At 69.9% G+C, this 24,036-nt stretch carries 18 protein-coding genes and 4 tRNA genes; 8 read left to right on the top strand and 14 right to left on the bottom strand.

What is annotated here, in order from left to right; all coding sequences use genetic code 11:
- Positions 1 to 342: 342 nt before the first annotated feature.
- The 4 genes from ACFOW8_RS17970 to ACFOW8_RS17955 form a co-directional block, all read right to left on the bottom strand.
- Positions 343 to 954: a (2Fe-2S)-binding protein gene (locus ACFOW8_RS17970; RefSeq protein WP_378551774.1), complete on the bottom strand. Its 612-nt coding sequence runs from the start codon at positions 952 to 954 to the stop codon at positions 343 to 345.
- The gene (locus ACFOW8_RS17965) at positions 951 to 1,403 is read right to left on the bottom strand and encodes a TIGR02611 family protein (RefSeq protein ID WP_378551773.1); all 453 of its coding nucleotides are present in this window, start codon (positions 1,401 to 1,403) and stop codon (positions 951 to 953) included. The genes ACFOW8_RS17970 and ACFOW8_RS17965 overlap by 4 nt, the downstream gene beginning before the upstream one ends.
- Before the next feature lie 31 nt (positions 1,404 to 1,434).
- Positions 1,435 to 3,666 carry a SulP family inorganic anion transporter gene (locus ACFOW8_RS17960; protein ID WP_378551772.1) on the bottom strand — a complete coding sequence of 744 codons (2,232 nt, stop codon included), beginning with the start codon at positions 3,664 to 3,666 and terminating at the stop codon, positions 1,435 to 1,437.
- A gap of 238 nt (positions 3,667 to 3,904) precedes the next feature.
- Positions 3,905 to 6,097 carry a SulP family inorganic anion transporter gene (locus ACFOW8_RS17955; RefSeq protein WP_378551771.1) on the bottom strand — a complete coding sequence of 731 codons (2,193 nt, stop codon included), beginning with the start codon at positions 6,095 to 6,097 and terminating at the stop codon, positions 3,905 to 3,907.
- 290 nt (positions 6,098 to 6,387) lie between these two features.
- Between ACFOW8_RS17955 and ACFOW8_RS17950 the strand changes: the two genes are divergently transcribed.
- Positions 6,388 to 6,798 (top strand): hypothetical protein, encoded by a 411-nt coding sequence (locus ACFOW8_RS17950; RefSeq protein ID WP_378551770.1) that lies wholly within the window; start codon positions 6,388 to 6,390, stop codon positions 6,796 to 6,798.
- 9 nt (positions 6,799 to 6,807) lie between these two features.
- Here ACFOW8_RS17950 and ACFOW8_RS17945 read toward each other — a convergent pair whose 3' ends face one another.
- The 8 genes from ACFOW8_RS17945 to ACFOW8_RS17910 form a co-directional block, all read right to left on the bottom strand.
- Positions 6,808 to 8,019: a vWA domain-containing protein gene (locus ACFOW8_RS17945; protein WP_378551769.1), complete on the bottom strand. Its 1,212-nt coding sequence runs from the start codon at positions 8,017 to 8,019 to the stop codon at positions 6,808 to 6,810.
- Positions 8,016 to 9,233 carry an AAA family ATPase gene (locus ACFOW8_RS17940; protein ID WP_378551768.1) on the bottom strand — a complete coding sequence of 406 codons (1,218 nt, stop codon included), beginning with the start codon at positions 9,231 to 9,233 and terminating at the stop codon, positions 8,016 to 8,018. Before ACFOW8_RS17940 ends, ACFOW8_RS17945 begins: the two co-directional genes overlap by 4 nt.
- A gap of 167 nt (positions 9,234 to 9,400) precedes the next feature.
- Positions 9,401 to 10,825: a hypothetical protein gene (locus tag ACFOW8_RS17935; RefSeq protein ID WP_378552090.1), complete on the bottom strand. Its 1,425-nt coding sequence runs from the start codon at positions 10,823 to 10,825 to the stop codon at positions 9,401 to 9,403.
- Between the two features lie 236 nt (positions 10,826 to 11,061).
- Complete coding sequence (locus tag ACFOW8_RS17930; protein WP_378551766.1) at positions 11,062 to 12,333, bottom strand: PucR family transcriptional regulator; 1,272 nt, start codon at positions 12,331 to 12,333, stop codon at positions 11,062 to 11,064.
- 145 nt (positions 12,334 to 12,478) lie between these two features.
- A complete protein-coding gene (locus tag ACFOW8_RS17925; protein ID WP_378551765.1) occupies positions 12,479 to 12,886 on the bottom strand; it encodes a thioredoxin family protein in 408 nt (135 codons plus the stop codon).
- 145 nt (positions 12,887 to 13,031) lie between these two features.
- A complete protein-coding gene (locus ACFOW8_RS17920) occupies positions 13,032 to 13,205 on the bottom strand; it encodes a hypothetical protein (RefSeq protein WP_378551764.1) in 174 nt (57 codons plus the stop codon).
- A 1,149-nt stretch (positions 13,206 to 14,354) separates the two neighbouring features.
- On the bottom strand, positions 14,355 to 14,930 hold the full coding sequence (locus ACFOW8_RS17915; RefSeq protein WP_378551763.1) for a MarR family winged helix-turn-helix transcriptional regulator: 576 nt from the start codon (positions 14,928 to 14,930) through the stop codon (positions 14,355 to 14,357).
- A gap of 106 nt (positions 14,931 to 15,036) precedes the next feature.
- Positions 15,037 to 15,474, bottom strand: coding sequence for a hypothetical protein (locus ACFOW8_RS17910; RefSeq protein WP_378551762.1), 438 nt, complete (start codon positions 15,472 to 15,474; stop codon positions 15,037 to 15,039).
- Between the two features lie 131 nt (positions 15,475 to 15,605).
- On the opposite strand from ACFOW8_RS17910, the gene ACFOW8_RS17905 reads away from it, so the two are divergent.
- A complete protein-coding gene (locus ACFOW8_RS17905) occupies positions 15,606 to 16,226 on the top strand; it encodes a TetR/AcrR family transcriptional regulator (RefSeq protein ID WP_378551761.1) in 621 nt (206 codons plus the stop codon).
- 340 nt (positions 16,227 to 16,566) lie between these two features.
- On the opposite strand, the gene ACFOW8_RS17900 is transcribed toward ACFOW8_RS17905, so the two are convergent.
- Positions 16,567 to 16,638, bottom strand: a tRNA-Val gene (locus tag ACFOW8_RS17900).
- 406 nt (positions 16,639 to 17,044) lie between these two features.
- Between ACFOW8_RS17900 and ACFOW8_RS17895 the strand changes: the two genes are divergently transcribed.
- From ACFOW8_RS17895 to ACFOW8_RS17875, 5 genes are all read left to right on the top strand, one after another.
- Positions 17,045 to 17,117: transfer RNA gene (locus tag ACFOW8_RS17895), tRNA-Gly, on the top strand.
- A gap of 38 nt (positions 17,118 to 17,155) precedes the next feature.
- Positions 17,156 to 17,226, top strand: a tRNA-Cys gene (locus tag ACFOW8_RS17890).
- Position 17,227: 1 nt separating this feature from the next.
- A tRNA-Val gene (locus ACFOW8_RS17885) sits at positions 17,228 to 17,302 on the top strand.
- A gap of 168 nt (positions 17,303 to 17,470) precedes the next feature.
- On the top strand, positions 17,471 to 18,544 hold the full coding sequence (gene mraY / locus ACFOW8_RS17880; protein ID WP_378551760.1) for a phospho-N-acetylmuramoyl-pentapeptide-transferase: 1,074 nt from the start codon (positions 17,471 to 17,473) through the stop codon (positions 18,542 to 18,544).
- A gap of 55 nt (positions 18,545 to 18,599) precedes the next feature.
- Positions 18,600 to 19,787 carry a sigma factor-like helix-turn-helix DNA-binding protein gene (locus ACFOW8_RS17875; protein WP_378551758.1) on the top strand — a complete coding sequence of 396 codons (1,188 nt, stop codon included), beginning with the start codon at positions 18,600 to 18,602 and terminating at the stop codon, positions 19,785 to 19,787.
- Here the strand turns inward: ACFOW8_RS17875 and ACFOW8_RS17870 are convergent.
- Positions 19,753 to 20,706 carry a hypothetical protein gene (locus tag ACFOW8_RS17870; protein WP_378551757.1) on the bottom strand — a complete coding sequence of 318 codons (954 nt, stop codon included), beginning with the start codon at positions 20,704 to 20,706 and terminating at the stop codon, positions 19,753 to 19,755. The genes ACFOW8_RS17875 and ACFOW8_RS17870 overlap by 35 nt on opposite strands.
- A gap of 382 nt (positions 20,707 to 21,088) precedes the next feature.
- On the opposite strand from ACFOW8_RS17870, the gene ACFOW8_RS17865 reads away from it, so the two are divergent.
- A complete protein-coding gene (locus tag ACFOW8_RS17865) occupies positions 21,089 to 24,034 on the top strand; it encodes a hypothetical protein (RefSeq protein ID WP_378551756.1) in 2,946 nt (981 codons plus the stop codon).
- Positions 24,035 to 24,036: the final 2 nt, after the last annotated feature.

Raw genomic sequence — 24,036 nt, 5'->3', positions numbered from 1 at the left:
TGGCGGCGCCACAAACACCCAGCGCCTTCCAAGCCAGGCTTCCGGACGCAGTCGCGGCTCGGTCCTCGTAATCAGTCGGTCAACCTGTAGCACCCGACCTGGTCCCACCGCCGGAGACCGTCACGAATCGGAACGGCCCCGGCGAAGAACAGCGAACGAGTAGCGCTGGCCGACCTGATGTGCACATCCCCGATCGTGAAGGGCAAGCCAGTCAAGGAAGCGCTGCCGCATCCGTGATCTTGTGAGGTACCGCTTCGGATTCGAAAGGGTTCGGTGGGTTCGACTCCGGCGAGCAGATGCGCGCCGGGTTCGCACGGAAAGCAACGGAAGGCGTTGAGGTCTTCAACACTTCTCGGCGAGCAGCGCCGCCCGTTCCTCCCTGGGACGTTTCGGGCAGCTGGTGCACATCTGGCAGCCGGGGACCTCGTAGACCAGGCAGCAGGAGATCCGTTGGACGACGGTGCGGGTGCCGATGGTGACGAACCGGGGTGCGGGTAGGCGCCCGCCTACCTCGGCGGCGAGCCGGGTGGCGGCCTCGGTGGCGCCCGCGTCGAGTGCGCGATTGCCGATGGCGTCGGCGACCACCGCCCACAGGGCCGGCATTCCGGCGCCGGATACGGCCGCCACCTGGGGGACCACGGCCGCCAGTGTGTCGCGCAGGGCCACACCGACCGCATCGGCCGAATCAGCGGCTGCCGTGGACCGGCACCGGATGTGTTCGATTCCGCCGTCGGGGCGGACCTCGCAGTCCAGCTCGTCGAGCGTCGCGAGCGGAGCGGGTGCACCCGCCGCGTAGGCGCGGGTGATCTCCTCGACGAGCGCGGAGGCGACCATGCACCACCACAGGGTGCCGCCGACGCGTTCGGCGTCGGTGCCCCAGGCGCGGCTCATCTCACCGATCCGGGCGGTCAGCCAGCCGGGGTCGGTGAGCAGCCGGCCGGGAACGGTGCTCACGACATCAGGGGACTGCGTAACCATGGCCAATCGACTCCGATCCACCCTGCCATCAACGAAAACGTGCCGAGCAGCCACAGCGTCGCCAGGACGAGGGCGAAGGTGGCCACCGCGCCGAAGATCCGGAGGGGCCAGCCCCTGGCGATATACCAGTCCATGACGGTCCGGTACTTGCCGCGCACCCAGGTGAGGGTGTGGTGGGCCCAGACGAACTCGGTGGCCAGAATGCCGAATCCGGCGAACACCAGCGCCCAGCCGGGTCCCGGGTAGGGGATCGTGATGATCCCGACCAGCAACACCAGTCCACCGACCACGCCGACAGCGATGCGGTAGCCGAAGTTCAGGGTAGGCCGGTGGGCGATCCCGGCGCGGAAGGCGCGCCAGCGCTGCGGGAAGCTCGCCGCCCCGGCGGACGGGTCCGCCGGGGCGTCGGTGGTCGGCTTGCTCATCATTCCAGCCTACGAGGCGCCGACCGGGTGATCACTTCGTGACGGGCACCGCCGCACGGTCGTCCATGGCGCGGATGCCGTCGGCGGTCACCTCGACGACCCGCGCGCCCGCGATGTCGAAGAACAGCCCGGACACCACCACGCCGCGCTCGGCCACCGCGCGCCGCACGGCCGGATGCCGCGACAGCGTCTCGATCTGCACCGCGACATTGACCATGCTCAGCTGGTCCACCTCGCCGAACCCGGCAGCCATGGCCGCGGCGGCGACCGGGTGACCGTCCCGGAACCGGTGCAGGCTCGGCGCGGCATGTCCCAGCCAGGAGCTCAGCCCACCGGTGGACCCGGCGCCGGTGTGGACCGCCTTCATCGCCCCGCAGGAGGAATGCCCGCAGACCACCACCGAGCGCACCGCCAGTTCCTCCAGCGCGAACACCAGCGCGGCCTCGACCGAGTCGTCGCCGCTGGTCGGCACCAGATTGCCGACATTGCGCACGGTGAACAGGTCACCGGGCCCGCTGGAGGTGATCACGTTCGGCACGATCCGTGAATCGGAGCAGGTGAGGAAGAACGAGTCGGGATCCTGCCGGTCACGCAGCCCGTCCAGGTGTGGCCGGACCACGTGGGCGTGGCTGCGATGGAACGCCGACACTCCCGCGTTCAGCGCGTCGCTGCCGGATTTCTGGTGCCGCCACGGGCCGAGCAGCTGCTCCACGGTCTCGCGCCCGAACCCGCGGGCGGGTGGCGCGGCCGGGGTCGCCGCCATTCTGGCGCTGCCGATCTCCACGAATTCGACGGTACCGCCGCCGCTTTCCTGTTGACGCTGCCAGGATTCGATGGCCTCGAAGGCGGCATGGTCGAGGAAGTCGACCGTCATCTCCACGGTCACCGCCGCACCGGCGGGCACCTTCGCCAGCTCCGCCGACAGTTTCGGCAGGGCGAGGAAGGTGCACGATCCGTCGATCCGCACCAGCCAGCGCGCCGCGCCGGGCAGCGGCAGCGCCGCCACCTGCACCCGCACCACCCGCCACAGCAGCAGGCCGAACGCCAGCGCCAGCCCGATCACCACGCCTTCGAGCAGGTTCAAGAACACCACGCCGAGCACAGTCACCAGGTAGACCAGCAGGTCGCCGGTGCGGGTGGCCAAACGGATGTGGGCCAGCTTCACCAACTGGATGCCGATCACGATGAGCAGCCCGGCCAGCGCCGCGGTGGGGATCCGCTCGACCAGGCCGACCAGCGCCACCGAGAACAGCAGGATCCAGCAGCCGTGCAGGACCGCCGAGGCCCGGCTGCGCGCGCCTGCCTGCACATTCGTGGCGCTGCGCACGATCACGCCGGTGACCGGCAGGCCACCGACCAAGCCGGAGAGCACATTGGCCGAGCCCTGGCCGATGAGTTCGCGGTCGAATCCGGTGCGTGGTCCGGTGTGCATCTTGTCCACCGCGACCGCCGACAGCAGGCTCTCCACGCTGGCGATGAGGGCGATGGTGAGCACCATCATGGCCACCGCCGACCAGTTGCCGGCGGGCAGTTCGGGCAGTTGCAGCGCGTCGAACAGCGACCCGCTCAACACGATCCGTTCCACGCCGCCCGGCAGCACCAGCGACAGCAGTGTGCCCGCCACGACGGCGACCAGCGGGCCGGGCACCGCACGCACCTTGGGCGGCAGGTACTTCCAGCCGAGCATCACCGCGATCACCAGCACGCCGACGACGACACCGCCGCCGTGCAGGGAAAGCAGCTGGCCCGGCAACTCGACGATATTGCGCCAAGCCGTGCTGTGTGATGACCCACCGAGCAGCACGTGGATCTGCTGCAGCGCGATGGTGATGCCGATCCCGGCGAGCATGGCGTGCACCACCACCGGCGCCACCGCCAGCGCGGCGCGCGCGATCCGGCTCAACCCGAACAGGATCTGCAGCAGCCCGGCGCCGACGACGATGAAACATGTTACGCGCCAGCCGAATTGCGCGATGGATTCGGCCACCACCACGGTCAGGCCCGCAGCGGGCCCGCTCACCTGCAGCACCGATCCGCCGAACATTCCAGCCACGATCCCGCCGATCACGGCGGCGACGAGACCGGCGGCGACCGGTGCGCCCGAGGCGACCGCGATGCCGAGCGAGAGCGGCAAAGCCACCAGGAAGACCACGATCGACGCGGGCAGATCATGCCGTAACACGGTGTCGCGCCAGTAGTCCGGGACGGGTTCCGGCGACCGCGCCGGAGCGAGAGGTGGAGCTAGATCGTTCGCGACAGACATGGTTCTCCTTCGGCGACGCGGCACAGCCGTGGTCGATGGACGATCAAGATGTCGGTGGCGGTCGAGGTGACCGCGGAACAGCTTCCCTGCGATGGAGCTCGTCGAGCCCGGTGCGACGGCGAACCGGTCGAGATTCACCACCGTATTGGTAAAGACTTGGCAAAGCCAGTGTGCCGCACCAAGAGTGGGTGTCGCCATAACCACGGGGCCGCTGTGGTGTGACCCACATGAACCCTGCTCACACCGGTTCCGCCGCGACGCCGCTGCCCGCGGCCCCGAACTCGGCGATCCCGTCGGCGGTCACCTCGATCACCCGCGCGGTAGCCAGGTCGAAGAACAGCCCCGAGACCGCGACTCCGCGCTCGGCGATCGCGATCCGCACCGCGGGATAGTCGATCAGGGTCTGCACCTGGCGCGCCACGTTCACCATGCCCAGCTGGTCGACCGGCCCGAATCCGGCCAGCCGAGCGGCTTCGGCCACCGGATGCCCGAGCTGGAAGGCCGTCAGGGTCGGCCTGGCGTTGGCGAGCCAGTCGTCGAGCCCTGGCCCGGCCTGCACCTTGCCGTAGAGCGCCTCCATCGCCCCGCAGCCGCTGTGCCCGCACACCACCACCGCCCGCACGTCGAGCTTGTCCAGGGCGTAGATCAGCGCCGCCTCCACCGAGACGTCACTGCCGCCGACCGGAACGAGATTGCCCACATTGCGGACGGTGAACAGGTCGCCGGGCCCGCTGTTGGTGATCACATTGGGAACCACGCGGGCATCGGCGCAGGTCAGGAAGAAGGTGTCGGCGTCAGGACGGTGCCGAAGGCCGTCCAGGTGCGGGCGCATGAGGTGCGCGTGGCCGCGGTGGTAGGCGGTGATTCCGGCGGCGATGGGGTCGACACCGCCGCTGCGCCGCCACGGCCGGATCGCCTCGTCCACCGCGGTGCGCGCGTGCCCGTGCTCGGGTGGACCGTCCTGGGCACCGGCCATCCGCGCGGTGCCGAGTTCCACGAAATCGACCGCGCTGCCGGCGGATTCGCGGGCAGCGGCCCAGTCGGAGAGCAGCTCGCAGGCGGCATGGTCGAGGAAGTCGACGCTCAGTTCCACCGTCACGTCCACGCCGGTCGGTACCTTCGCCAGTTCCCCGGTGAGCTTGGGCGCGGCGAGGAAGGTGCAGGTGCCGTCGATGCGCACCAGCCAGCTGCCGTCCGGGCGCGGCACCGCGGCGATGGTGAACCTGACCACCCGCCACAGCAAGAGAGCGAAAGAGGCGATGAGCCCGATCACCATGCCCTGCAACAGATTCAGCGAAACCACCGCGATCACGGTGACCAGATAGACGTAGAGGTCACCGGTCCGCCGCGCCCGCTTGATGTGGGCCAGCTTCACCAGCTGTACCCCGATCAGGACCAGCAGCCCGGCCAGCGCCGCGGTGGGAATCTGGCGGACCAGCCCGACCAGCGCGATCGCGAACACCAGGATCCAGAGGCCGTGCAGCACCGTCGCGGCCCTGGTGCGCGCGCCGGCGTTGGCATTGGTGATGCTGCGGACGATGACAGCCGCGACAGGCAATCCACCGAGCGCACCGGAAGCCATGTTGGCCGCACCCTGGCCGAGCAGTTCGCGGTCGAAATCGGTACGGACGCCGGGCCGCATCTTGTCCACCGCCACCGCCGAGAGCAGCGTCTCCACGCTGGCGATGAGCGCGACGGTGAGCATGGTGAGCGCGATCGGCAGCCAGCCGCCGTGCGGCAGCGCGGGCAGGCCGATGCCGTCGAGCAGCGAGCCGTCCAGCCGCACCCGTTCCACCGTGATGGGCAGGATCAGCGAGGCCACCGTCGCCACGACCACCGCGACCAGCGGGCCCGGCACCATCCGCGCCCGGCGGGGCAGATACTGCCAGCCGATCAGGATGGCGATCACGAGCACACCGACGAACAGGTCACCCTTCTCCACCGAGAGCACCTGGCGTGGCAGCGCGACAACGCTCGCCCACGGCGAGCTCACCGTGGTCCCACCGAGCAGTACGTGCACCTGCTGCAGCGCGATGATCACGCCGATACCGGCCAGCATGGCGTGCACCACCACCGGGGCGATGCCGAGCGCGGCGCGCGCGATCCGGCTGAGCCCGAACAGGATCTGCAGGACTCCGGCACCGACGGTGATGAAACACATGGCGGCCCAGCCGAATTGCTGGACGGCACCCGCCAGGACGACGGCGAGGCTGGCGGTCGGCCCGCTCACCTGGATGGTGGAGCCGCCGAGCAGCCCGGCCACCACTCCCCCGACCGCGGCGGCGATCAAGCCCGCCACGACCGGTGCCCCCGAGGCGAGCGCGACACCGAGCGAGAGCGGCAAAGCGACCAGAAACACCACCAGTGACGCTGGAAGATCTTGCTGAAGAACAGCTTTCAGCGATGGGCCCGGATCATTGTCGGTCATCATTCTCCTTCGCCGGGGCCGGCGAAGGTCCCGGTTCATCGGTCGAACATGCACTGGCAATTGATGCTGAGCTGCGAGAACGGACCCAGGACAGGGTCGGCGTCAATAGTAAAGACTTACCCAAGCGTAGGGAAAGCCTTCAGGCCGAATCGGATGGATCGCGACGCAACTGTGACGTGCGCCACATGCAATATGTGAGGGTCGCGGCGGGCGGAACGATCAGGAATCGAGAAGCGCCACCGCCGCCGAGGCTGGGAGCATCGGTGTCATCGGCACACACGAAAGGCCTTCCGATGACCACCACCTGGGTTCGACCGACACACCGATGGCTCGCCGTCGCCTTCACCGCGATCCTGGTCGTCACCGTGCTCGCCCTGGCCGTGAGCGGCCCCGAGTGGGTGTCCTACCTGCCGCTGATCCCGCTCGCCGGGCTGTTCGTGTCGGGGCTGGTGATGCTGGTGCTCGTCTACCGAGGGCGCGGCAGGGCGTCGAGCGGTCCCAGCGCCCTGGTGCGGCGAGCGCACCGCTGGTCGGGTGTGGTGTTCCTGGTCGCCGTCGCGGCCACGGTGGTGGCACTGTCGCTGCCGGAGCCGATCGTCTGGGTCTCCTATCTGCCGTTGTTCCCGCTGGCCGGGCTGCTGTTCTCCGGGCTGACCATGCTGGTCACGCCCCGGCTGCGGGCCCGAAAGGCAGCCCGGGTCTGAGCCCGGCACTCAGCCGATCTCGACCACCCGCGCCCAGTCGGGCGGCGTGCGCGGGAAGTAGCGCGGATTGTCCTCGTCGGCGGTATGGGTGCGGCGGAACAGGCCGATGACGGTGCGGCAGGGCGGACGGTCCGGCCATGGCGTGTATCCGTCGGTGAGCACGACGACGACATCGGGCCCGGTGCGCACAGCCCTGGCGAATCCGGCGCGCAGGTCGGTTCCGCCGCCACCGATCAGCGGGATCGATTCGGCGCGGCAGATCGGGTGGGCGATGTGCGCGGCGGCATCGCAGGACAGCACCGACACCTTGTCGCGGCCGACCGCGCGCGAGATCGCCGCCACTTCCAGCAGCGCGCTGCCCAATTCGAGGTCGCTCACCGAGGCCGAGGTGTCGATGACCACGCACACCCGTGGCGGGGTGCTGCGCAGGCTCGGCAGCACGACACCGGGCAGCGCGGCGCCGCGGCGGGCGGGTCGCCGGTAGGTGTAGTCGGCGCAGGCGCCGGAGCTCGCGGCGGCCGAGCGGATGGCCGCGCCGAGCAGGTCCCGCCACGGCTGCGGTGGGTGCAGGGTCTCCTCGGCCCAGCGCCGCCACCCACGTGGCGCGTCACCGCAGCGGCCGCTGATACCCTGTGCCACCCGGAATCGCACCGCTTCGCGTTCCTGTTCGCTGAGCCCGTCGGCGCCGTCGGGGCCGAGCTCCCAGTCGCGGTCGAGGCCGTCGGCGCCGCTGCCGCAGTCGAGCCAGGCGAATTCCTCGGTGAGCTGTCCGAGGGTGAAGTTCGCCAGGTAGTCCTCCATCAGCTGACCCTCACGCAGGCGGAGGGTAGCCGGGGTGACCACCCACGCGGGTTGCACCAGGCCGTCGCCGAACGCGTCGTCGTTGATCTCGGCATCGGCCGCGATGTTCATCCGCAGTCGTTCGGCCGGGCCGCTCAGCTCCTTGGCACGGGCGTAGCGGTCGCTGCGGCCGTGATGGTCGCGCAGCAGATGCGAAACCTCGTGCACCAGTACCGAAGCCAGCTCCTCGACCGGTGTCCTCGCGACGAAGACGGGTGAGACGTAGCAGCGCCAGTAGCGATCGACGCCCATGGTCGGCACCGCCCGCGAGGCGACCAGGTGCAGCGCGTACAGGGCGGTCGCGAGATACGGCCTGGCCCGCACCGCCTGCAGCCGGGCGGCGTAGAGACGGTCGAAGTCCAGCTCGGGCCGCGCGGTCATCGGCCGACCCCGGCGGCGACCCGGTCGGCGGCACTGTCCGCGGTTCGCGACACCGCGATCATGCCCGCGAGCTGTTCGATGGCGGCGGGCACCGTCCAGTCGTCGCGGCGCAGGGTGGCCAGGGTCGTCGCGGGCACGACGACCAGGTCAGGAGCCCCGGTGTCGACCGCCCTGACCAGCAGGGTCCACGCCGCGTCCCAGCGGGCGCGCGCCGGGCGGGCGCGCACCGCGGCGACCACAGCGTCGAGGGCGGCCTGGCGTAAGTCGCCCCGCTCGGGCAGGACCGCAACGGCCGGGTGCGCGAGCAGGTCCTCTGGGTCGGGCAGATCCATCCGGTCCATGCTGGTGAGGAGTTCGAAGCCGGGTCCGTCACCGACCGCGCCGCGCACCAGCAACGACACCACGTCGCGGTCGGCGCCCGCGGCGGTGGCGAAGGCGAGCAGGCGCACGGTCATCTCCCAACTGCGCGGCGAGGCCCACGCGCCGCCGCGCCGGGTTTCGCTGGTGGGCATCTGATGGACCAGTTTCGGCCGTCCCGCCAGCAGGCCGCAGACCGCGCGCCGCGCGAAATCCACCGCTGACGTGAGCTTTTCGTGATCCAGGCGCGGCAGCGTCGCACGCGGCCATGTCCCGCCGAGGCCGCGCACCACCACCTCGTGGTCGTGGGTCCACGGCAGGTGGACGAAGCGGTTGGCCAGCGGAGCGCTCAGTTCCCAGCCGTCGGCCGCCGAGGAGCGTGGATTGGCGGCGGCGACGATGCGGATGCCCGCGGGCAGTTCCAGCGCGCCGACCTTGCGTTCCAGCACCACGCGCAGCAGCGCGGCCTGCACGGCGGGTGGCGCGGTGGACAGCTCGTCGAGGAACAGCAGCCCGCGTCCGGCCCGCACCAGGCGAACCGCCCAGTCCGGCGGCGCCATCGGCACGCCGTCCGCGGCGGGGTCGTCGCCGACGATGGGCAGGCCCGAGAAGTCCGACGGCTCATGAACACTGGCGATCACCGTGGTCAGCGGCAGGTCGAGCGACGCCGCGAGCTGGGTGAGCGCGGCGGTCTTGCCGATGCCGGGTTCACCCCACAGCAGCACCGGTAGGTCAGCGGCGACCGCGAGGGTCAGCGCGTCGAGGCGGGCGTCGGGTCGCGGTTCGGTGGTGACGGCACCGAGCAGAGCGAGCAGGTCGTCGGCGATGCGAAGTTGGGGAAGGACGGAAGTAGACATGGGGTTATCACCTCGGGTTCTTGGGGGATGGTCAGGGACGGGCACCGGTGCGATGCGGGGCACATCGGTGCGATGCGACGCGACGCGCTTCAAGTGCGGTGCGGTGTGCTTCAGCGCGGTGCCATGCGGTGCGGCGTACTCCGGTGCGGTGTTCGGTGTTGGAGTGGTCAGCGACGGACCGTGCGCCACGGCCGGGAACGGCGTTCGGAGCGGGGCCGCCGCGGTGCGTAGGGCACCTGGTCGTGACCGGGCGGCCGCAGTCCCGCCCGGTAGAAGCCGTAGGTGACGCGTTGTCGCGCGACGGCCTCGAAGGAGTCGCGCAACGGTCCGTCCGACAGCACGGCGTCGGGCCCGAGCAGCCGCTCGACGACGCCGAGCGCGCCGGTCACGTCGCCGTGCGCCAGCCGCTCCCGCACCCCGGACAACCATTCGGGATGCCGGTGGGCCTCGTCGATGGCCCGCAGGCAGGGCAGCGGGGTGCCGGTGAGCGCGACGAGAAATTCCTCACGCCGGAGCTCGGCCGGATCGTGGTCGAGAGCCGACAGCACGCCGTCCACCAGTCCGATCCGGTGCCGTTCCCCTCGGCAGTCCACGATGCCGTCGCGATATTCCTCGGTCCCGCGCGCCGCGCTACCCGGCGCGAAACCGGGCTCGAGCGCCGTCGCCACCAGGGGATGCAGCTGGTCGGCGGTGACGGCACCGGCGGCGAGCAGTTCCACGTCGGGCGGAATCCAGGTCGCGGCGTCGGGAAGGACTGGCAGGGAACGCATCTCGGCGCTCGGATAGTCCGTGACGATCCGCAGTCCACCCACGTCGGTATCGAGTATCAGCCGATTCCGCGCCCCGAGCCACACCTGGAAGGGGCCGCCGTGCCCGTCGGCACGCCGCAGGATCTCCGCCTCGGCCGCCCACCGGTCGACGGCACACCCGGCTTCACCGCCACCCTGCTGAACAGGGCCGACACGCTGCGCAGAGCGCCCGACCGCCGCGGCGGGAGCACCGGACGCCGCGAGCGGCACCTCGAAGCCACCCTGCCGACCGGAGCCTTCGGCATCGCCGCGCTGCGGCTGTGCCGAGGCCACGGGCCGGGTGGCCGCGAATGGCCCTGCGCCGGAACGACTTCGTAGTTCCGGCGCGCGGCGCGCGTCCCACAGGTGGCGGTGCAGGTCGAGGCGGTAGCGCCGGTGGGGGTGTCGCCCCGGTTCCGACTCGTCCCGGAGGGCGAGGACGATGCGCTGGTCCGCGGCGGCCCAGGCGGGCGCGGTGCGCACCACGAGGCGTACTCCACCTGTTGTCGCACAACCGCTTTCGTCGTATCGGGCCAGGGTGATGGTCAACTCGGGCCGCAGCAACCCCGTGGGCGCCACGCGGGGCAGATGCCACCGCAGCAGGTCGGGCGCGAGAGACCGCAGGTCGGCGCGCACCGCCGCGGCCAGGTCCCGGCCGTGCAGCCGGGCGACGGCGCGTAGATCGAGATCGACATCGACCCTGGCCGCCGCGCAGGCACCGGCCCAATCGCCCACTTCTCTTCTGGCAGTGGCAGTTTCGATCATCGACCAGGGCACCGCGTACTCGCGCACCCGCCGCCACATGGCCAACCGGCTCGCCTCGCGGCGCGGCACGGGCGCACGGGCACCGGCAGGGAAGTTCAGGAGATCGGCTCGATCGAGCGGGAGGGAAGCCGGTCCGTAGCCCGGCGGGCGGCTCAACGGCCTGGGCGCTCGACGCCCTTTCGACTAGTCGTCATGCGCCTCAGTATGCACATCGGCCGGGTTCCCGACAAGCTCCTGGGCGCGACCTCCCTGCACCGCAGGAACACTTCCCCTGTTCAGACGGCATGCGGACGGATCTGGTCCACCGGGTGGTCGGCGCTCACGCCGCGCGGCCTGCGGTAGGCCCGGATCAGCAGGGCAGCTCTGAGGTAGCACAGGCCGGTGAGATCGCCGGGATCGAAGCCGGTGATCTGGGCGATCCGTTTCAGCCGGTAGTCCACGGTGTTGGTGTGCACGAACAACTCTCGCGCAGTCCGCGACCGTTGCAGGTTGGTCGACATGTGCACCTCGAGCGTGTGCAGCAGTTCCGGGTTGGCCTCGAGCGAATCCACCACGGCGGCCAGCGCGTCGCGCGCGGGCCCCGGCCGGGTGAGCTGGTATTCGAGCGCCAGTTCGTGCGGACGGTACACCTTGGTGTCGGCACCGATCACGTGCACGATGTCGAGCAGTTCGTGCACCTGTTCGGCGGCGCGGGGGACCTCGGTGCGGGCGGCCACCGTCGCCACCGCGCGCACCGGCGCCTGCGCGGCTTCGGCCAGATTGGCGATCAGCTCGTCCAGCTCCGCGTCGCCGTAGTCCGCGGCGGGCAGCAGCAGGGTGCCGCCGTCCACACTGAGCAGGGACAGCACTTTGCCGCCGCACCGGTCGGCCAGCTCCGCCTGCACGCGCCGCAGTTTGCGCCGGGCAACGACTTTCGCGTCCAGGGAGGCCACCGCTTCCTCCGCGTGCGGCAGCAGGATGATCCCGAGCACGTGATACCGGTCGGAGACCTCGATGCCGCACTCCCTGGCCATGGTGGCCACGTTCTGCCCGCCCAGCAGGGCCGAGGTCAGGGTGTGCACCGCGGTGTGATGCTCGTTGACCACCGACCGGAGTTCCCGGAAGTAGGCCACCGTGACCGCGGAGGTGATCATGTCCACCGCGTCCATCAGCCGACGCGCCACCCCGGCGACCGTCTCGAAGTCGAGTGTGTTGACATTGGCGAGCAGCAGGTCGAACCCGAGTTTGAAGCCCTCGTGGATGGCGTGGTTGACGGTCCCGATCGGGATTCCCTCCCGCGCCCAGTCGGCGGCGGCGTCCTGCACCCGCTCGGTGCGCCCCTGCGGGTCACGCCCGTCGAGCATGCTCCTGGTCAGCTCCAGGCACACTTTGGTGACGGTGGTGATGTCCCCGTCGAGGGCCTCGCCGGGCAGCGTCGCGCACGGTACGACGTTCTCGATGAAATGTCCGACCATCTGCCGGGAGACCGTGCGAACGTCCTTGAGCGGCGTAGAGACCGGCCAGCCCGCGGGTGTCAGAAACGGTTCGGCGGCAGTGTTGGCAGTCATCGGCGACTCCTTTCACCCCGCGAGGTCGCGGGATCCCGCCAGGTTACCGTCCGGTAGGAGTCAGCCGACCAGTATTCACTTGTGACAACCGGCAAGAGATCACTGGGACACGTTATAGCGGGCGACAAACTCGTCTCGTGCGCGTTCACAGCGGGGACCTCGGCGCACGCGGCGCCCGATCGCCCGTGACACCCACCCACGCGGATCGCCGCCCCGCGGCGTCCGGCACAGCAGGGAGATATCGCGCGATGTCGCGGCCCACCCGCGCCGCCGACCTGGCGCCGACGATCCGGCCCGACAACCGGCCACCGGTGAATATCAGAATCGTCGGCACCGCGGTGACCCGATATCGCTCGACAACCCTCGACCAGTCGTCGAACTCCATCGCCGCGCACGCTATCCGTTCGTCGGCGGTCCGCGCGAATTTCCCGAATTCGTCTCGCAACATACGGGAATTCACATCCCACCGAGCATGGAACAGCACCGCAAGGGCGATGTCGCGACGCCGCACCGCGGCACGAAACGCCGCGGCGTTCGCGAGTACTTCGAGCACACCACTCCCTCTTTCCGCTGCGGGCCCGGCGCGGAACCGAGCGATCCGGCATCGCGCCCGGCCCGGGCAACCCGGCGGCGGCGACCGCGATGGACCCGCGCGATCCCTTCAGTCGCCACCGCCGGAAGCCCAGTTCAGACCGCGATCACAGACAGAAGCTGAGCTCGATCGGACCAACCGGAATGGGCAGGCACACCTCGACCGACCCGACGACCGGCGTGGCCGCGGGCGCCGCGGCGGTGGCGGCACCGGCATTGAGCGCGATCGCGGCGACCGCGACCGTGGTGACGCCGAAGGTACGGAGAATTCTGGAGCTCATGAAACATCCTCGTATTGCGTTTGTGCAGCCGTCCCAGGCTCGGGACGGATCACATCAGAACACACAGCGGATTCGATGTCACGTGCCCCGAAACAATTCCGCCACCGGAATTTCCGCAGCTAGAACAATTTCTTCGGACAAATCCCCGATCATTTTCCACAGATATTTGGAGACCTGCCCAAGACCATCCGTCCCGCAATTCTGGAGAGATCCACAAACGTTGGAGCCCCGCCCATGTAGCGGGCTCCGGGGCGGCCACACCGCCCCGGGAGGGGGCCGAGCCCCTACAGCCCCTAACCCTGGCCGCCGCGTCCCCCAATCACGGTGTCGGGGACTTACCGGGCGCACTCCCCTGTCCTAGCCTCAGTGCTGGGCCCACTGCTTCATCACGCCACCGAGCACCCCCACGGTGCTCGTCCTTTCCCACCGATTCGCGCACCCGGCGACGCCGACGCGTGCACGAGTCGACATCAGAGAGGTCGGACCGATGACAGACGGACAGGCTCCCCAGATCTGCCCAAGCACCCCACTGAGCCGGCTCGCCGGCCGCATGCAGTTCGCCTTGCCGGGCGGATGGCAGGCCGAGGTCGTCGAGAAGCGCAGGGCAGGTGCACCGCGCCGGAACGCATCCGACCCAGGGGATCGGCCGACTGGATCTCCTCCACGTGCACGACACTCCCTGGATAGCGGACCCGGAACAGTTCCGCGGCCCGCACCATCAGATTTCCGCACCAAGGTGCCGAAAAGCCCAGTACAATAGTCGGTTTCACCGAGTTCCCAAGCCTCGCCGCGGCCGGTCCCGCGGCGATCCGGTCGTACGCGGGGCGCAGGTCGTCGCGCAACTGCTTGCCGATGACCGTCAAGGTCACCATCCGGCTGTGTCGTTCGAAGAGCGTTGCGCCGACCCGTCGTTCGACCTTGCGGATGATCTGGCCGACCCGACTCGTCGTCACCTGCTACCGGTGCGCAGTTCGTCTGCAGTTCCTCCGCAAGAGTGAGGAACGCCTCCAGCTCCACTCTTTCCAGCATTACCGACCCTCGTTCATGGTGCGGCGCTACCGGGGCCCGGCCCCTTCCCCGTATGTGCCCCACCGGGACCGACCGAGTTCACCGGCATGGTCCGGGATGGAAGCGACTGCGCGGATCGGTTCAGGGGTGGTCCAGTTCCTCGGCCATGCGCGCGGTGATGGTCGTCAGTACGCGGGCGGTGGTGGCCAAGTCCTCCGGCGTGACGGCACCGTAGGCTGCCTGCACGATCGCGCCGGACTCGGCGCGAACCTCGCCGGCGAGGGCTTGGCCGGCTTCGGTGGGCTCGAGCAGGCCGCTGGGTGTCGCCGCCAGCAAGCCGCTGTCGAACAGTGCGTTCAGGGCGGTTTCGACATCGGCCCGATCCCACTGGGTCATACCGGCGATCCGAGCGATGTGGGCGGTCCGCTCGATCGGCTCGTCGGCGGCCAGTGCTTGGTTGAGCACGATCCATTGCTTCTCGTCGAGCGTGGTGCCGGCCAGTGCTCGAGTGAGAACCGCGGCGTGGTGTTTCTCGGCCTGACCGATGATCGAAGGGTTCAAGGTGGTCGGAGCCGATTCCGTTCCCGCAGCCGGGACAGTGATGCCCGAGCTGACCACGGACGGCTCGGCGTCGCCGGTTGTCCCGCTACAACCCGCGAGCAGCAGCGCCGCACCGATCACCGAGACCGCGACGCCGATTGCGGCAGTTCTTGCCATTGTGTGAAACCCTTTCCGGTTCGACTTCGTGGACGAACGAACCCGGAAAAGGGCCCGTGTCGTTCCGGTCCGCGCGCGCCGCGGGCCGGAGAGGCGGCATCTCGATTCAGGCGCGGGCCAGTTCCTCGGCCATCCGGGCGGTGATGGTGGTCAGCACTCGGGCCGCGATGGCCAGGTCCTCGGGAGCGACCGCGCGGTAGGCGGCCTGCAGGATCACGCCGGATTCGGCGCGCACCTCGGCCGCGAGGGCTGCGCCGACCTCGGTCGGCTCGACCAGACCGCTGGGCACGGCCGCCAGCAGACCGCTGTTGAGCAGCGTGTTCAGGGCGTCTTCGACGTCGGCGCGGTTCCACTGGGTCATACCGGCGATGCGGGTGACGTACTCGGTCCGCTCGACCGGTTCCCCGGCGGCCACGGCCTGATTCAGCACGATCCACTGCTTCTCGTCGAGTGTCGTGCCGGCCAGTGCCCGGGTCAGGATCGCGGCGTGATGCTTCTCGGCTTGGCCGATGATCGCGGGGTTCAGGGCGGTACTGGTGTTCACTGCAATCTCCTTGCTCGGGGTGGTGCTCGTTGACGTGGTCGATTCTGACACTGAGTGTCATACATGCGCAAGTTTCATTTGACACTTAGCTTCTTTCGTGCCTGAGGTTCGTCCCGCGCTAGGATTTCGACATGTCCATCGACGATCGCGCCCTGCCGCTGCGCGAACGAAAGCGGATTCGCACCCGGCGCGCCCTCGCCGACGCCGCACTGCGGCTGTTCACCGAGAAGGGCTTCGCCGCCACCACAGTGGAGGAACTGGTCGATGCGGCGGAGGTTTCCCGCAGCACCTTCTTCCGTGCCTTCCCGTCCAAGGAGGCGGTGGCCATCGAGGCCGAAACCGAGCTGTGGACGGGCTATCTCGACGCCCTACCCGACCGCGCGCTCACCGGAACCGTCCTCACCGCATTGCGGGACGTCCTCAGCGACACCGCCGCCGCTCTACCCGCCGACTGGGACGAGCGCTACATCGCCACCCGGCGGCTGGCGCTTACCGCCCCCAGCCTGCTCGGACACATCGACTACGCCCGCTCCGGCGTGGAAACCCAAGTCGCCGAACAGCTCACCGCGAAACTCGGACTCCCCGAGGACGACTTGCGCTGCCGCATCCTCGCCGAGCTCGCCACCACCGCCTGGAGCATCGCCGGCCGCGGCTGGGTCGCCGCTGATGGCGCAGGCGGCCGCGCCGACCTCCTCGAACGTCTGCACGAGGCCTTCGCTGCCGTCCCGCACGCACTCCGGCTGTCGACGTAATCGACACACTGGGCTACGCGGGGCAGACCTGATCTCCCTCTCGTTCCGCCGACGATCCCGCCTGAAGACTCGTCCAGGCGCGGAGTCGTTGTCGCGATCCGCACGTCGATGGACGGCATGACCGAGACTCCAACCTGGACCGTTCGGAGGCCGAAAGCTGCGGCGCGGCTGTTCATGCGAGCTACATTCCTCGGCGTCACTGACACCGACCCGACACGGGCCACATCGGGATTCGCCGACCGCTACGACCATTCGGCCGCGCCCGAGCGTCCCAGCGATAGGCGCTACTGCACAAAAAATGCAGGCCATTGCCGAGAGGCTCTGACCTGCATTTTTGGAGTGGTCCCAGCTGGTTTCGAACCAGCGACCTTCCGCGTGTGAGGCGGACGCTCTCCCGCTGAGCTATGGGACCGAACATGTTGCGAGGGGCCTTGGGAGCGCCTCTCGAACGAGATGGAACATTAGCACGGGGCACCCTTGGGATACCAAATCGCCTTGTGAAAGGGGGGTTCGGCTCCTGAGCCGTTGCTGCTACCGAGTAGAGGCCGCGACTCACCTTCCGGCCGTAGCGCACACTGGCTGCAATAGTGCGCATATCTACGTTTCAGCATTGCTTGCGGCAGAGCGGGCCGCGGCACCGGAGGTTCACCTGTTCGACACCTCGGACGCTCGCGATGGCTCGAACAACACGGTTGTAATTCGCTTTCAGGCCCATCTACCAGGCGATTTGTAGTCTGCGCCGACCGTCGGCTAATGTTTCTCTCGCACCACGGAGAGCAGCGAGGCCGCGAGCCGAGCTTCTCGCCGGAAGTGTGAATGCGGATGTAGCGCAGCTGGTAGCGCATCACCTTGCCAAGGTGAGGGTCGCGGGTTCGAATCCCGTCATCCGCTCGAGAGGTAGGTTAGGCATTTGCCATCCTCCTTTGCGCGGTGGAGTGGCCGAGTGGTGAGGCAACGGCCTGCAAAGCCGTGCACACGGGTTCGATTCCCGTCTCCACCTCGCGCGATTAGCTCAGCGGGAGAGCGCTTCCCTGACACGGAAGAGGTCACTGGTTCAATCCCAGTATCGCGCACCACAAGAAGGCCCCGGTTTCGACCGGGGCCTTCTTGCTGTTCCGGGGCGGTCGATGTAACCCGGGTCACTCCCGGCCCGGACGGGGACGCCCCTCCCCTAGGATCGGCTCACGGCGTCGCCGCCGGGCCGGCGATGGTGTGTGCGGACCGGCGGTGCGGAGGGCGGGCAGTTGAGGCAGATCCTGTTGTCGGCGGGAATCGCCCTGGTCGTCACCATCACCCTCACCCCCGTGTTGATCCGGGTGTTCGCGCGGCGCGGGTTCGGGCAGGAGATCCGGATCGACGGGCCGTCCAGCCATCAACGTAAACGCGGCACACCGACCATGGGTGGGCTGGCGATCGGAGCCGGCGTGTGGGGTGGGTACCTCGGCTCGCATCTGATCGGCCTGCTCTGGGACGCGCCTGGACCGAGCGTCTCCGGTCTGCTCGTGCTGCTGCTCGCCTCGGCGCTCGGCATGGTCGGCTTCCTCGACGACTCGATCAAACTGCGCAAACACCGCAACCTCGGGCTGACGGCCGCGGGCAAGTACCTCGGCCAGATCGGCGCCGCGGTCGTGTTCGCGGTGCTGGTGCTGCGCTTCCCCGGCGCCACCGGACTCACCCCGGCCAGCAACAACCTGTCCTATGTGCGTGACATCGACACCATCGCCTTCGGCTCGCTGATTTTCGTCGCGTTCATCTGCCTGCTGGTGGTGGCCTGGTCGAACGCGGTCAACATCACCGACGGACTCGACGGGCTCGCCGCCGGATCGATGGGCCTGACCATGGGCGCCTACGTGGTGATCACGCTGTGGCAGTTCGAGAACTCCTGTGAACTCGAACCGGTCCGCGGCTGCTACAACGTGCGCGACCCGCTCGACCTCGCCGTGGTCAGCGCCGCGGCGGCGGGTGCCTGTATCGGATTCCTGTGGTGGAACGCGGCACCGGCCAAGATCTTCATGGGTGACACCGGCTCGCTCGGGCTCGGCGGGCTGGTGGCCGGGCTGTCGATCACCAGCCGCACCGAACTGCTCGCGGTAGTGCTCGGCGCGCTGTTCGTCGCCGAGATCATGTCGGTGGTGCTGCAGATCGTGGTCTTTCGCACCACCCACACCCGGCTGTTCAGGATGGCGCCGTTCCATCACCACTTCGAACTCAACAACTGGCCCGAGACGGCGGTGATCATCCGGTTCTGGGTACTGGCAGGGATCGCGGCCGCGATCGGGCTTTGCCTGTTCTACGGCGAGTACATCACCGCGATCTGAGCTGTCGGTGGCCCCCGCTACGCTGACCCGACACCGCCGAGCGGGAGGAGAGCGGGTGCGAGCCGGAAGCGAACTCGACCACGACATCGCCGCCGATGTGTCCTTCGAACTGGAACAGCTCGACGAGCTGGTCGCCGAACTGGTGGCCGCGCACGCCGAACGCGCCGCGCGAGACGCCAGGATCGTGGCCCTGCGCCTCGGTCTCGGCGGCGTGCGCCCGGAAACGCTCACCCGCATCGGCGCCCGCTACGACCTGGCCCGCGACCGGGTCCGTCAGCTCTACGCCAAGGCCGTCGGGCGGCTGGTGCGCGAGGCGGCGCAGACGGGCCACCGGTCGGCGGCGGTATTCGCGCACCGCTACCCACGCGAATCGGGCGATCTGCGCCTGGTGCGGCAGCTGCTCACCGAAACCTACGCCACCGACACCGATCTGGTGGCGATGGAGTGGTCGTATCTGAAGCTGCGGCTGGCCGGACACGAGCAGGGCGACGCCAAACGGGTCGCCGGATACGTGATGCAGCGAATCCTGGGCTGGCAGAAGAAGACCGCCAGCATCCTCGCCAAGCTGCACCCCCTCGCCGAACCCGGCGATCTCGGCCCCCTGCTCGACACCGTCGACTGGCCTGCCGACAGACCGCCTGCGCCGCTGCCAACCGTGTCGGCGCGCGTCGCCGACGCCGACGACGACGGGCGCGGCCGCTTCTACCTGGCCACCGTCGGCCGCGATGTCGCCTACGACTCGGCGCTGGCCGCGCGACTGCTGCGCGGGCTCGACACCAGTGACGCGGTGACCGCCTTCCAGGAAGAACCGACGGCGCTCACCTACCGGTTCGGCGATCAGGACCAGGTGCACTATCCCGCGGTCGCCGCTCAGCTCACCGACGGCCGGATCGTGCTCGTCGACGTCGTCCCGCTGGGCCGGATCGCCTTCCACCACAACCGAATCCACACCGAGCTCGGCCGGGCGCACGCGCACGCCAACGGCTGGGGCTGGCTCACCTGGACCGGTAGCGCGCTCGACCCCGCCGCGGTGGCCGCCCGGCGGATCGAGCCCACCGTCGAACAGCGCCTCACCGCCGACCTGGCCCGCGGCCCCTACGACCTGCGCGGACTGGAGGCGGTGCGCGCCGAGACCGGTCTCGAACTACTCGACCTGGCCGGGCTGGTGCTGCGCAACGACTGGTGCTGGGACCGGGCCCCGATGCGGCTCAGCGCATCACCAGCGCGCCCGCCAGCACCGTGACCACCAGCAGCATCGCGCAGCAGGTGAGCCACTGCCACTGATTGATCGTGCGATCCATCTGCCGCATGCTGGCCCGCAGCGCCGCCGCCACCCGCTGCTGGGCGAGGAGTTCGCTGCGCACCCCGGCCATCGTGATGGCCTCGGCGTCGGCCTCGACACCCGCCCGGTCGATCCGGTGATGCAGCCGGGAGACCAGCTTCTGCTTCTCCCGCACCGTCTGCCGCGAGACCGCCAGCTCCACCCGCTGGTCGCGCAACTGCCTGCGCTGCTGCTCGATCATGGCGGCCTGCGCCGCGGTATGCCGTTCCCAGGTGCCCACCTCGGCCCACCCTCCTGTCCGCAGATCCACATGGCCCCAATGGATCTCCCCGCTCACCCAGCCCGCGAGGACCTCACGCAACTGTGTCGATGCCCGCGCGGGCGCGGCGAACCCCGACTCCCCCGCGGTCAGCATGCCCTGATCGATCCGGTAGTCGCCGCCGGGCGGCGCGAAATCGGCGATCCCGACCGCGGGCGCCAGCGGCACCCAGTAACCCTGCGGGCACACCCACAGCACGTCGTCGATGCCCGCGGCGCGCAGGCGCTCGCGGTGCGCGCCCGCGGCGGTGATGTCGAGCGGGCCGGTGCGCACCTCCACCACACAGCGCCGATCGCCGCGCCGCCAATAGACGTCGACGGGGATGTCATCGATCCGGGCGTCCACCATGGCCTCGTCGGCACCCGCCGCGGTGAGCCTGCCGCAGATCCAGTGCTCGAGACGCTGCGTATTCCACTGCCGTGCCACACATTCGGGGCAACCGCAGCCGTATCCGGTGCGTTCGGGGGCCGCGCGCCGGGTGCCCTCGGAGATCCCGAGTTCGTCCAGCAGCGCCCGACGTCCGCACGCTACCTGGGTGTCGCTTCGCCGCTTCGTCCGCACACCATCTCTCCCTCACCCGGGACCCTGGCGGTGCCAGTGCCCTCGCCGTGGTTCCAGGTTCCCGCAGCCGACGACACGCCGCCAGCCCCCTTGACCCGCGTTCGGGTGCGTCACCGATCGGTGATCGAGATCACACACGCCACTCCGCCTGTATATCAAGCCATTTCATTGTGCCAACGTCCCGGAATACCTCCGAGATCTTGATCATTTCGATACACGGACCGGGCTTGTTGCCCGTCTATTTCGTCCGGATTTCGATTCCGTTCGGCGCGTCGCCGAACCCCGTCGGCGACCATCGCGGGAGCACGGGCCGCGGCGACGGTGGATATGATCGCTGCGGCCGGGGCGGGCACGCTCGCCGAGCACGGGAAGTAGGGTGCGCATGAACCACGCTGAGCACGACGAGTCCATCGGGTCGATGCTGGCGAGCATCGCCGCGGCACTGCGTGAGGTCAGTGACAAGCTCGATGTCGTCGCCGCCCGGGTGCAGCAGGAAGTGCCGACCTTCCCCGCCGACGAGGATCTGCCCGAACGCACCAGAATCCACCGGCTCGAATCCTGGGCCTTCCATGCGTCACAAGACATTTCGCGGCTCAGCTCCCGGCTCGACGCGCTCGACGGCGGCGACACCCCGCCGCGCACCGGGCGGTCGGCGCGCACCCGCAGGGAGGTTCGGGAGGCCGCCGAGCGGGCCGCCGCCGAAGCGGCCGAGGACGCCCGTCCCCCGCTGGATCGCCGCCACAGCCGCACCGATCACCTAGGCGATCCCACCTGGCCGATCACGGCGCCGCCGATTCCGCGTGGCGGCGACGCGGTGTCGCGGTCGTTGTTCACGCCGCCGGAGGAGATGGGGCAGACCGGAGAGAGTTCGCCATCAACCGGTCGGGATGCGGTACCTGCGGCCGAGTCGAACGGTGCCGCGGCCGATCGGCGGCATGGTTCGGTTCGCCACAACGATGTGGTCGACGAGGTGACGCTCGCGGCCGACGCCGGGATACCTGACGAGCGGCTCGGATCGGCCGACGCGGAGTCGGCGATCGCCCTGCTGGTCTCGAATGCCGCCGCCGCGCGGTCGGGTTCGGCGGTCGGGAACGGCGCGCGCAACGGTCCCGGATCGACCGCGGCGCGGATCACCGAGTCCGCTCCGCCCCCGGCGGGTGGGCGCCGGAACGGCTCGGCTCCGCTCGCGGCGGGCGAGCGCCGGAACGGCTCGGCCGAGGACTCGGCGTGGTCGGGTGCAGCCGAGCTATCCGCCCTGGATGCCGGAGCCACTCGACTACCTGCCGAGGCGGGCGGTCGGCAGTTCGCGGCCGAACCGGCAGCCGCGAACGCCGCCACCGATCACGCGGCTGAGCGGTCCTCGGACCAGGATCCCGACACCGGTCACCGTCCGGGGGCTGAACGTCGAGGTACCTCCGCCGTCCGCGATATGGCAGCGGCACAGCCGATTACCCGTACGTCCGGGGCTGCGGAACACCCGGCGGCTGTCGGCACGAACGGCACCGACCCCGCACCGACCCGCACCGACCGTTCGGTGATCGGCGAAGCATCGGGTGCCACCCCGATGAATTCGGTTGGCGGCCACGACGCCATCGCGGCCGTGGACCGAGCCGTAGGCACCGGCCTGGCAGGGGGAGGCAACCGAACCGGTACCGCGGGTGTCCTCGGCGACACCGCCGTCACCGGTGATCGCTCGTCGGGTCCGGAGGCCGCGCCGGGCGCCGGGATCGGTGGCGATCGGGGTGGCGCACACCTCGGTGCTGTGGCATCTCCGGCCGGTCCGGCAGCGGGCGCCGCCGACCACCCGACCGACATCGCCGTCCCGGAGATCCCCGGCGCAGGCCCGGCCGTCGGCTCCGGTGCGTGGACAACCGGACGGCCGGACACTCCGACCAGCGGCGAGACCGGCGCCAGCTCCCTCGCGAGCACCCGAGGAACGGATACCCCTGTCCGAGCCGAACATCAGGCGGTGGCACCACCGACCGCCACGAACCACGCCGCCACTGTCACCGACTCCGGTTCGGGAACCGACCCGGGTCTCCTTGCCGACCGACAGGCTGTGGAACCGATGAGCAGCCAGGTCGGCACCGCGCAGCCGGGCGACCCGCGAGCGGTGGGCCTGACCACCGGGACGGCGGGAGTCTCCACCGCCGAAGCGGACCCCAGAGGGGCGGGGTCCGGGACAGCAGGCGGCACGGTCAACGGGATCACCTGGAGTTTCGCCGACGAGGACGGGCCGGGCGCCGCGCCGGTCCGTAACGGGTACGCCCGCAACGGATTCACCACGGACGGGCACGACCGGGCCGAGGTCACGGGCGGCCAGGGACGGACCTCCGCGGCTGCGCCCGCGCGGCTGTCCGCGCCGAAGAACCCGGAGGACAACCGGCCGTCGGCACCTTTCGGCGAGCCGATCGCCCCGAAGGATGGGACCGCACTCCGGGATTCGACGGGCATCACCGCACCCACCGGTAGTGGAAGTTCGGCACCCGATGGCGCCTCCGCGGCGGCAGCGGGGTCGACACAGGAGGGCACGCCGGGGGCCGGGCGGGCGCTACCGGTGGGTCAACGGACACCATCGCCGCCGGTGGCGGGGTCGGTGCCTGCTGGTCCCGGTGCCTGCGCGGCCTTCACCACGCCGTCGGAGTCCGGCGGTCGTGCCGACCGCGTGCCGCCTGTGGTGGACACCGCAGAGCTCACAGCCGAGCCCGGAGCGTTCGCGCCGCGGGACGATCGCGCCGACACCGGGCAGCCCGGCGGGCACGCCCCGTGGGCAGCGAGCGGTCACCACGCACCGCACGGCAGCTCGCTCGAAGACCGCACCACAGCACCCGGCGGACTGCCCCTCCGCGAGGACCGCGGCCACCCGGATGGCTCGAGCCAGTCGAACGGATATGTCCAGTCGGGGGATCAGGCGCCCGACATCTCGGCGGGGTCGCGTGGCCGGAACGGTCTCGTGTCGGCGGGCACGGACGACGACCGCCTCCCCGCGTCGCGCAACGGGTACGGCGGGCCGGTCGAGCAGCGGGGTTCCGGACACTCGTCGACGGATGGGCGTGGGATGACGGGTGCGGTGCCGGATCGGCGTGCGGCGAGCCCCGCCGAGCTCGACCCGCCGACCGACCGGAATCCCGTAGGGGCGCGGACCGAGCCGGCGCCGCCGACGGCGACCGATCCGGCGGGGATCACCGTCACCGGAACGTTCCGGGCGTTCGATATCGAGCGGGCGCAGGTCGACAAGCTGCAGGCGATGCTGGACGAGCTGAAGCGGTCGGCGGGGCTGCCGCCGGGACCGAGGGATGTGTTCGCGCCGCCGACGGATCCGCGCTGAAT

The organism is Nocardia rhizosphaerae (assembly GCF_042650365.1).
GTDB lineage: Bacteria > Actinomycetota > Actinomycetes > Mycobacteriales > Mycobacteriaceae > Nocardia > Nocardia rhizosphaerae.
Note: the sequence above shows the minus strand (reverse complement) of the source record. Positions and strands in the feature narration are given on the sequence as shown.

Excerpts from the sequence above, each read along its gene's own strand:
- ACFOW8_RS17955 (WP_378551771.1), bottom strand. The coding sequence starts at position 6,097 with ATGATGACCGACAATGATCCGGGCCCATCGCTGAAAGCTGTTCTTCAG.
- ACFOW8_RS17950 (WP_378551770.1), top strand. The coding sequence starts at position 6,388 with ATGACCACCACCTGGGTTCGACCGACACACCGATGGCTCGCCGTCGCC.
- ACFOW8_RS17865 (WP_378551756.1), top strand. The coding sequence starts at position 21,089 with ATGAACCACGCTGAGCACGACGAGTCCATCGGGTCGATGCTGGCGAGC.
- ACFOW8_RS17920 (WP_378551764.1), bottom strand. The coding sequence starts at position 13,205 with ATGAGCTCCAGAATTCTCCGTACCTTCGGCGTCACCACGGTCGCGGTC.
- ACFOW8_RS17965 (WP_378551773.1), bottom strand. The coding sequence starts at position 1,403 with ATGAGCAAGCCGACCACCGACGCCCCGGCGGACCCGTCCGCCGGGGCG.
- ACFOW8_RS17915 (WP_378551763.1), bottom strand. The coding sequence starts at position 14,930 with ATGGCAAGAACTGCCGCAATCGGCGTCGCGGTCTCGGTGATCGGTGCG.
- ACFOW8_RS17930 (WP_378551766.1), bottom strand. The coding sequence starts at position 12,333 with ATGACTGCCAACACTGCCGCCGAACCGTTTCTGACACCCGCGGGCTGG.
- ACFOW8_RS17940 (WP_378551768.1), bottom strand. The coding sequence starts at position 9,233 with ATGTCTACTTCCGTCCTTCCCCAACTTCGCATCGCCGACGACCTGCTC.
- ACFOW8_RS17905 (WP_378551761.1), top strand. The coding sequence starts at position 15,606 with ATGTCCATCGACGATCGCGCCCTGCCGCTGCGCGAACGAAAGCGGATT.
- ACFOW8_RS17960 (WP_378551772.1), bottom strand. The coding sequence starts at position 3,666 with ATGTCTGTCGCGAACGATCTAGCTCCACCTCTCGCTCCGGCGCGGTCG.
- ACFOW8_RS17945 (WP_378551769.1), bottom strand. The coding sequence starts at position 8,019 with ATGACCGCGCGGCCCGAGCTGGACTTCGACCGTCTCTACGCCGCCCGG.
- ACFOW8_RS17935 (WP_378552090.1), bottom strand. The coding sequence starts at position 10,825 with ATGTGGCGGCGGGTGCGCGAGTACGCGGTGCCCTGGTCGATGATCGAA.